Below are 9,334 nucleotides of genomic sequence, written 5' to 3'. Positions count from 1 at the left end.
AAACTTCCCCAAAACCCTTTACCGCCTTCTGGTGCATGTTCAACGGCCATGAGCACAGCACCGCCCCATTCACCGCCCATTGCCATCCCTTGAATGAATCGTAAGACAACCAAACAAATTGCAGCCCAATAACCAATTGATTCGTAAGTCGGTAATAAGCCAATCAGTACGGTTGGGATCCCCATGAGCATCAAGGTCAGTAGCAACATCGATTTACGGCCAATCTTGTCACCAAAGTGACCAAAGACTAAGCCGCCTAATGGTCGCCCAATAAACCCAACAGCATAGGTGGCAAATGCAGCAAGCACACCCGTAAGGGCATCCAGATTTGGGAAAAATAGCTTATTAAAAATGAGCGCTGCTGCCGCACCATAAATAAAAAAGTCATACCACTCAATCGTGGTACCGACCATGCTAGAGATGCCTGCTAATCGATGTGACGACTTTTTAGTATTTGAACCGTTTCCATGTACTGTTTGCATCGTAATATCCTTTTTAGATTTTTTTGTTTTATCTTTTTTATGCTTATGACCAGCCCTGACCATAAGCATTTTCAGGTCTCGCTTTATCTCCTTAAGCTTTTTATGTTTTTGTAATGCGGTTTAGCTCAATTTTTCTAAAATTGGCTCAAATTTCGAATTACGTTCTTGCCACTGTGGTTGTTTGTCTTTATCAACAATGAGAGCACGGACACCTTCAATAAAGTCACCATGCTCAAACCAGATATCCTGTAAATCACGTTCAAGCTGCATACACTGTGGTAAAGAAAGCCCACGGCCTAAATGTTGCAGTTTCAAACTGGTCTGTTTGGCTATAAATGAACGCTGCTGCAAAATACTGAGCATCTTACTTGCCCAAGTTTTTAAACTTTCATCTTGTTCATTTTCAAGGCTTTGCTCAATTTCATCTAAATGCTGATAACCAAAGTGTTTACGAATACCTTCTGCCAATTGTTTGAGTTCACTTTCGGCAGGGCGAGTAATAAATCGGGTAATGATGCGTTCAATTCCCTCTTTGCTTAAACTTGGTGCTTCAACGAGAGCATCTTGCAAAGCTTGTAACTGCTCGCTTGGCACATGGTAGTCAATTAAATCGAGGTAAAGCGCATCACTACTGCTGATCTGCTCACCCGTAATGGCCATATAAACACCAATGTCATCAAGACGAGACAGGAAATGTGTTGCACCAACGTCTGGGAAGAAACCAATCGCTGTTTCAGGCATAGCAAATCTAGACTTTTCGCTGCTTACCACAATGTGACAAGCCTGAGCCAAGCCAAAACCGCCACCTAATACATAGCCATCAAGCATAACAATGACTGGCTTTGCATATTCACGCAGTACATTCAACATTTTATATTCGGCACTAAAGTAGCCTTTGTAGTCGGCCGTGCCATTTTTATAACTGTCATAGAGATAGCGAATATCACCACCTGCACAGAAGGCTTTTGGGCTATTTGATTTGATTAAAACGGCCTGAATAGCAGCATCATTTCGCCACAGTTCCAATTGGGCACCAATACTTTTGATCATATCTAGCGACAATGCATTGAGATGAGTCACACGGTCTAAGGTAATCACGCCAAGCTTACCTTGTCGCTCAATCATTAAGTGATTTTCTGTATTCATTTTATTGATCTCTTATTGATTTTTAAAATTTGGCTTTCGTTTTTCAACGAATGCCTGCATTCCTTCTTTTTGGTCAAATGTTGCAAATATTGAATGGAACATACGTCTTTCAAAACGTAAGCCTTCTGTGAGGTTTACTTCAAAAGCTCGGTTGATGGTTTCTTTAAGCATCATGTTTGCAGTTAAAGATCGTGCCGCAATTTTTTCAGCTGCTTGCAAGGTTTGTTCAAGTAATTCTTCTTTGCTAAACACACGTGCGACTAAACCACTTTGCTCTGCTTCTACAGCGCCCATTTGACGAGCGGTAAAACACATTTCCATTGCTTTGGCTTTACCAATGGCATGGGTTAAGCGTTGTGTGCCACCAATACCCGGAATTACCCCTAAGGTGACTTCAGGTAAGCCAAACTTGGCGTTGTCAGCACAATAAATAAAGTCACACATCAGCGCCAATTCACAGCCACCACCTAACGCATAGCCGCTAACAGCAGCAATTAGAGGTTTACGGCGCTGTGCGATACGGTCTGCAAGATGAAAAAAGTCATCAAAATAAATATCTGGAAATGCCAAATCAGCCATTTCTTTAATGTCTGCACCTGCGGCAAAAGCTTTTTCAGAACCTGCCAATACCATGCAACCAATTTCGCGGTCTTTTTCGAGCTGATCTAATGCCTGATTAATTTCACTAATTAATTCGCTGTTTAAAGCATTGAGCGCTTGAGGGCGATTTAATGTAATCAATCCAACCCCATTACGCTTTTCTAATAAAATACTTTGCCACTGCATTATTTATTCCTTGTTCTGATTTTATAGACTACGTGCAATCACTAAACGTTGGATATCACTTGTGCCTTCGTAAATTTGACAAATACGCGCATCACGATAAATACGTTCAATTGGAAAATCTCTGAGATAGCCATAGCCACCAAACACTTGTAGCGCACTCGAGCACACACGCTCAGTCATTTCTGAAGCAAATAACTTGGCCATTGAAGCTTCATTGAGACACGGTTGACCTGCTTCTTTTAAACGCGCAGCGTAGTGAACCAGTTGTCTCGCTGCTTCAATTTCAGTTGCCATGCTAGCAAGGCGAAACGCGATGGTTTGATGCTCAAAAATTGGTTTTCCAAAAGTAATACGCTCTTTGGCATAACGAGTCGCTTCTTCGAGCGCCGCACGTGCTAAACCGACTGCCTGCGCAGCAATACCAATACGACCACCTTCTAAATTGGCAAGAGCGATTTTCAGGCCCTCACCTTCTTTGCCAAGCATGAGGCTTTTATGAATACGCACATCGGTCAGAGCAATCTGACACGTATCTGAAGCATGCAGACCGAGTTTTTCTTCAACACGAATCACTTCGTAACCTGGTGTTTCGCGTGGAACTAAAAAGGCACTAATACCCTTTTTACCCGCGCTCGGATCGGTCACTGCAAACACAATGATGACACCTGCATTATCACCCGAGGTAATAAACTGCTTGGCACCATTTAAAATGTAATCGTCGCCATCTTTCACCGCTCGGGTTTTAAGAGCTGCCGCATCTGAGCCAGTATGTGGTTCGGTTAAAGCAAAAGCACCGATCATTTCACCTTGCGCCAAAGGTTTTAAAAAACGCTTTTTTTGCTCATCGGTACCAAATTTTAAAATAGGCACACAGCCAACCGAGTTATGTACACTCATGATGGTTGAGGTTGCGCCATCTGCTGCTGCCACTTCTTCGAGGGCTAGTACATAGGCTAAGTTACCCGTGTCAGAACCACCCCATTGCTCTGAAACAAGCATACCCATAAAACCGAGTTGCCCCATTTGAGCCAAGGTTCCTTTCGGGAAAGTCCCGTCTCGATCCCAATCGCTGGCATGAGGCTTAATTTGTTCTTGGGCGAAACTTTTCGCCATATCACGAATGAGTAATTGTTCTTCGGTAAATTGCATTGTTATTTCCTTTACCCTGCTTTAGCTTGTTGTTTAGCAATTTCTTGATTACGCAATAAAAAGCGCTGAATTTTACCACTTGGAGTTTTAGGTAATTCACTCACAAATTCAACTAAACGTGGGTACGCATGTGCAGAAAGTCGTCTTTTAACAAATTGGCTGAGTTGTTCAGCAAGTGCATCTGAAGGTTGAGCATCCGTAGCTAAAATTACAAATGCCTTAACCACTTCGGTACGGTCTGGGTCAGGCACACCAATCACTGCGGCCTCAACCACTGCATCATGTTCAAGCAAAGCACTTTCTACATCGAATGGCCCAATCCGATAGCCCGATGTGGTGATCACATCATCACTACGGCCAACAAAGCTCATGCTGCCATCGGCATGCAACTCGGCAGTGTCGCCCGTTAAGTAGTAATGACCAACAAATGGCGATTTACGGCTTTCTTTATAGCCACCAAACCACATCATTGGAGACTGGCTAATGTCGACCGCTAAAATTCCTGGGGTGTCCGCTGGAAGCTCTTCACCTTGCTCATTGACAATCGCAACACGGTAGCCCGGACTTGGGAAACCTGCTGAACCGGCATGAATTTCATGTTTTAAACCATGATGATTACACACCACCATGCCTACTTCAGTTTGCCCATAATGATCATAAATTGGAGCATCAAGGAATTGTTTAAACCAGCGAATCACTTCTGGGTTAAGCGGCTCGCCTGCGCTGCTCACCACACGGAACTGACCTTTTAACGGCGCCATTTGTGCTGGATCTGCCGCCATCATCATGCGGTAAGCCGTTGGTGCACCTGCCAAGTTGTTAACCTTATAATCTTTCACAATTTGGCATAGGCTATCTGTGCTAAAGCCACCTTCATAGAACAAAGTAGCGTGACCCAAGAATAACGGCCCAGTAATCGCGTAGTACAGGCCATATGCCCAACCTGGATCGGCAATATTCCAGAATGAATCTTCTTCGGTTAAACCAATGGCATCTTGCATATATCGACCAAAGGCAATCAGTGCTTTTAAAGGCACTTCCAATGGTTTAGCAGGGCCTGTAGTACCTGAAGTAAACATGAGCAAGAAAGGATCTTGAATGCTACGCATCACCAGATCACATTGATCGGACTGCTGCTTCACTTCATTCCAAAAGTTAAAATCGCCGACTTTAAGCGGAGTACCTTGTGCGTCGGCCACCGTCACAATTGCAGGGCAATTTTCAATTTCATCAAGCTTGCTACGGTTGCCCATATCAGTCACCACCAGCTTACTTTGTGCAAGCTGAATACGGTGCTCAATCGCTTTTGGACCAAACGCAGTAAATAGTGGTTGATAGACGGCACCAATTCGCCAAGCTGCAAAAATCGTCACGATCAGTTCAGGTGTTCTTGGTAATAGACCTGAAATACGGTCACCCGCTTTCACACCTTGTGATTTTAAAAAGTTAGCAAACTGACTCGACCATTCTTTTAATTCACGGAAGGTATATTGCTCTTTTCGTCCATCTTTTCCTTGCCAATACAGCGCAATTTTGTCGCCATCGGCATGTCGATCACAGCATTCATAACAAGCATTTAAGGCATCAAGTGAACCTGATAACATCTGTTTTGCAGTACTTTCCAAATCGAAAGTCTGTGCAGCATTTTGATAATCCATCATATCTTTTCCCTCAGTCCGGATTTGTTGTTATTCACGACAGGGTTTAATGTGTTTAAAGCCATCCTTTGGCTTTACCGTTACGCTTCTTGCGGCAGGTATTGCTGAATAATGCTCGAAAAATCGAGATTGGCATTCCCGCGCATGCACATTTGCTGATAGAGCTGCTGCACTATCCCACCTAATACAACTGGCTGTTTGACTTGGCCCGCGGCCTCTACAGCAAGTCCTAAATCTTTCAGCATCAGTTGAGTCGCAAAGCCGTCTTGGTAGCCTCGAGATGCTGGCGCATTTTCATTAATATGCGGCCATGGGTTACACACATCCGAACTCCAACAACGACCGCTTGAGGTGTTAATGACACCTGCCAATGCTTGTGGGTCGATGCCCAGCTTTACACCGAGTGCCATACCTTCAGCAACAGCGGCCATTGAAATACCTAAAATCAGGTTGTTGCAGATTTTGGCAATTTGACCTGCACCCACATCACCACAGTGAACAATATTTTTGCCCATGTAACTAAGTACAGGCTTCACGTCGTTAAAGGTTTGATCATCGGCACCCACCATGAAGGTTAGAGTTCCTGCCTGAGCACCAATGGTTCCACCTGAAACTGGCGCATCACAGATTTTAATATTTTTACCCTGTGCAACAGCAGCAATGTCTTTAATGGTTTGCGGGTCAATGGTACTGCTATCAATGCATAAGCTACCTGCTTTTAGCACCTCTAAAACACCATTTTCACCCAAGTAAACTTCTTTAACATGCTTTGCTGCAGGCAACATGGTAATGACTACATCAGCTTGTTTTGCTGCTGCCTGCGGGCTGTCGCAGACTACGCCACCTGCCTCGGCGAAGTGCTGAATAGCAACTTCACTGAGGTCATAACCATAAACTTTGATTCCGGCTTTAAGTAGGTTATGGGCCATTCTGCCGCCCATATTTCCTAGACCGATAAAGGCGATATTCATCCGTGATCCCCTTAACGTAAACTAATGGTTGTATTTACACCGCCAACTTCATGGCTATCTTCAAACCAACGGCTGGTAATGGTTTTAGTTTGGGTATAGAACTGCACAGCTTGTTTGCCATATGGTCCCAAATCACCAAGTTTTGAACCTCTTGAACCGGTAAAACTAAAGAAAGGCACTGGCACAGGAATTGGAATATTGATACCAACTTGACCAACATCAATTAAGTTTTGGAAAGTACGTGCAATCGCGCCACTTTGTGTGAATAGACCTACACCATTACCAAATGGGTTAGCATTGATAAGAGCAATCGCTTCCTCAAGGGTATCTACACAAATAATGGAAAGTACAGGGCCAAAGACTTCTTCTTTATAAATACGCATGTCGGTATTTACGCCGCTAAAAATCGTCGCGCCGACAAAGTTGCCCGATTCATAGCCTTGGACTTGAACATCACGGCCATCGAGTAACAACTCTGCCCCTTGCTCAACACCGCTATTAATTAAATCAAGCACACGCGCTTTAGCACGTTTTGAAATGACTGGGCCAATGTCAGTATTTGGCTCATGGCCTGCGTTTACTTTTAAAGTTTTAGCTTTTTCAACTAACTCTTGAATCCACTGTTTACTTTCACCCACCATGACCGCAACCGACAATGCCATACAGCGTTGCCCCGCTGCACCAAATGCTGCACCGACCAAGGCATTTAAGGTTTGCTCTTTATTGGCATCTGGCATAACAGCCACATGATTTTTTGCACCCATCATCGACTGCACGCGTTTGCCATGTTGTCCTGCAAGGTTATAAACATGCGTTCCAACCGCAGTTGAGCCTACAAATGAAATCGCTTTAATGTCTTTGTGCGTACACAAGCGGTCAACCACTTCTTTACCGCCATGCACAACGTTCAACACACCTGCTGGAACACCAGCTTGGATCGCAAGTTCAACCAACATCATGGTTGATAACGGATCTTGTTCTGATGGTTTTAAAACAAAGGTATTGCCACACACGATTGCCATTGGGAACATCCAAAGTGGAATCATGGCAGGGAAGTTAAACGGCGTAATACCCGCACAGACACCCAAAGGTTGCTGCAATGTGTAAGTGTCTACACCACGCGCAACACCTTCAACGTATTCACCCATTTGCAAAGTGCCGATCGAACAAGCATGTTCAACCACTTCTAAACCACGTTGAATATCACCTTCTGCATCTGCCAAGGTTTTGCCTTGTTCAGCCGTTAGTACTTGTGCAATTTCTTTCATGTTGGCACGGATCAAGTCTTGTAACTTAAGCATGATGCGCATACGTGCCTGAATTGGGGTCTGACGCCAAGAAGCAAAAGCATCTTGTGCAGCTTGAATAGCAGCGTCAACTTCTTTAACCGTTGCAAATGGTACACGACCAATCACTTCCTGAGTTGCAGGGTTAACAATGTCTTGCCATTCCTGTGTTTCAGATTCGATAAAATTTCCGTTAATGAGTAATTTAGCGGTTTCCAATTCGATTTTTTGGATTGTGTTCATAACCTCTCCGTAGGCCGTATTTTTATTGTGTTCAATTATTAGAAAATACTTTTTGATCATATTTTCTTTATTTCAGTTTCAATTGAGACTAACAAAGAAAACTTTGACCACCAACGGAAATTCATGCACGATTGTTGTGCAAATATGCACAAGGATTACAACAAAAATGAAAGTGGATTGGGATCATCTACATTTTTTTCTGGTTTTAGCTCGGACTAAAACGCTGACCAACGCTGCGCGGATTATTGGTGTCGAACACAGTACAGTGGCTAGACGGATTCAGGCCCTAGAACTTGCTTTGGGTACAACGCTGTTTAAGCGTGAAGCGACTGGTTATGAGTTGACACTCGAAGGGATGGCACTTGTTCCTCGAGTTGAGCAAATGGAACAAGCTTTCTTACAAATTGAAAAACCACATCAACCTTTGCAAGGTCGTGTGCGAATTGGCACACCTGAAGGTTTTGGAACTGCGTTTTTAGCCCGTTTACTGGCTGAGTTCTCTATTCAATATCCACTACTCACCATCGACCTGATTCCAGTGCCTAAAATGATTAAGCTTTCCCACCGTGAGGCAGACATTGTGGTGTCAATTGACCGTCCAACGTCCGGACCTTACATCATTACGCGGTTATCAGACTACTGCTTAAAAATTTATGGCAGCCAAAACTATCTAGCGCAAACCCCACCTATTCGTGGTTTAGAAGATTTAACCCAACACCGCTTTGTGAACTATATTGATGATCTGGTGTATAGCCCCGAGCTGTACTGTTTAGAACGTTTACCCTTAAAGCTTAATGCCAACTTCCGTAGCAGCAGTATTTTGGCCCAACAAATTGCAGTGAGTGCAGGCGCAGGACTTGCGATTTTACCCAAGTTTTTAGCAGATGATAAACCAGAACTAGACGTCGTTTTAGAGCAGCAAGTTCGCTTTACTCATACCTTCTGGATGCTGACTTTTGTTGATTTACAACATGAACCACGCATTAAGTTAGTTTGGGACTATTTGCGTAAACAAGCCGATAAATATCAGCATTTGTTGGTTGATTAGAGAGTGTAAATAAAAAAGCCAATCACAGATGATTGGCTTTTTTGAAATTAGTAATAATTAATCAAAACTTTCTTGGCCTAGTTTTTTCATGCGTGGTTTATAAAACACATGATAGCTAACGCCTAAAACAACTAGCCATAATGGACTAACATAGAGTGCTTTCAAAGTATCTGGCTCTAGTGCCAAAATCACTAAAGTGAACAAGAAGAATGCAATGACAACATACGCCATCAACACCCCGCCCGGCATTTTAAAAGTCGATTTAGCATGTAACTCTGGACTCAACTTACGGTAACGTAAATAGCATGCCATGATCAGAAGCCATACACTAATAAAGAGAATCACACAAAGTGAACTTGCCAAAGTAAATGCTTCCATCGTGTTTGGAACAAAGTACTGAAGCACTGCCCCACCCATAATGAAAATACATGAGAAGATTAAACCATTTGAAGGTACTGCACGTTTTGATAAACGCCCCAATGCACTTGGCGCCTGACCATCTTTCGATAAACCGAACAGCATACGACTGGTTGAAAACACACCACTGTTCATTGAAGACATCACT

The 9,334-nt window shown here is 43.5% G+C and carries 9 protein-coding genes; 1 reads left to right on the top strand and 8 read right to left on the bottom strand.

Going from position 1 to position 9,334, the window contains the following annotated elements; all coding sequences use genetic code 11:
- The 7 genes from UC75_RS22160 to UC75_RS16645 all read right to left on the bottom strand — a co-directional run.
- Positions 1-482: MFS transporter (locus tag UC75_RS22160; RefSeq protein WP_228137453.1), on the bottom strand; the 482-nt coding region annotated here is incomplete at its 3' end.
- Between the two features lie 120 nt (positions 483-602).
- Positions 603-1,628 carry an enoyl-CoA hydratase/isomerase family protein gene (locus tag UC75_RS16670; protein WP_049838226.1) on the bottom strand — a complete coding sequence of 342 codons (1,026 nt, stop codon included), beginning with the start codon at positions 1,626-1,628 and terminating at the stop codon, positions 603-605.
- A gap of 12 nt (positions 1,629-1,640) precedes the next feature.
- On the bottom strand, positions 1,641-2,414 hold the full coding sequence (locus UC75_RS16665) for an enoyl-CoA hydratase (protein WP_046813271.1): 774 nt from the start codon (positions 2,412-2,414) through the stop codon (positions 1,641-1,643).
- A 21-nt stretch (positions 2,415-2,435) separates the two neighbouring features.
- On the bottom strand, positions 2,436-3,563 hold the full coding sequence (locus tag UC75_RS16660) for an acyl-CoA dehydrogenase family protein (protein ID WP_049838225.1): 1,128 nt from the start codon (positions 3,561-3,563) through the stop codon (positions 2,436-2,438).
- Between the two features lie 11 nt (positions 3,564-3,574).
- Positions 3,575-5,224 (bottom strand): AMP-binding protein, encoded by a 1,650-nt coding sequence (locus UC75_RS16655; protein WP_049838224.1) that lies wholly within the window; start codon positions 5,222-5,224, stop codon positions 3,575-3,577.
- A gap of 77 nt (positions 5,225-5,301) precedes the next feature.
- Positions 5,302-6,192, bottom strand: coding sequence for a 3-hydroxyisobutyrate dehydrogenase (gene mmsB / locus UC75_RS16650; RefSeq protein WP_049838223.1), 891 nt, complete (start codon positions 6,190-6,192; stop codon positions 5,302-5,304).
- Positions 6,193-6,203: 11 nt separating this feature from the next.
- Entirely contained in the window at positions 6,204-7,721 is a 1,518-nt protein-coding gene (locus UC75_RS16645) for a CoA-acylating methylmalonate-semialdehyde dehydrogenase (RefSeq protein WP_005309086.1), read from the bottom strand.
- Between the two features lie 166 nt (positions 7,722-7,887).
- Here UC75_RS16645 and UC75_RS16640 point away from each other — a divergent pair, with 166 nt between their 5' ends.
- Positions 7,888-8,769, top strand: coding sequence for a LysR family transcriptional regulator (locus UC75_RS16640; protein ID WP_049838222.1), 882 nt, complete (start codon positions 7,888-7,890; stop codon positions 8,767-8,769).
- A 57-nt stretch (positions 8,770-8,826) separates the two neighbouring features.
- Here UC75_RS16640 and UC75_RS16635 read toward each other — a convergent pair.
- Positions 8,827-9,334, bottom strand: a 508-nt coding sequence (locus UC75_RS16635; protein WP_128825330.1) for an amino acid permease, incomplete at its 5' end; no start/stop codon positions are given.

The organism is Acinetobacter sp. V2, assembly GCF_001188385.1.
GTDB classification, from domain to species: domain Bacteria; phylum Pseudomonadota; class Gammaproteobacteria; order Pseudomonadales; family Moraxellaceae; genus Acinetobacter; species Acinetobacter oleivorans.
This window is presented reverse-complemented; position numbering and strand designations above follow the sequence as displayed.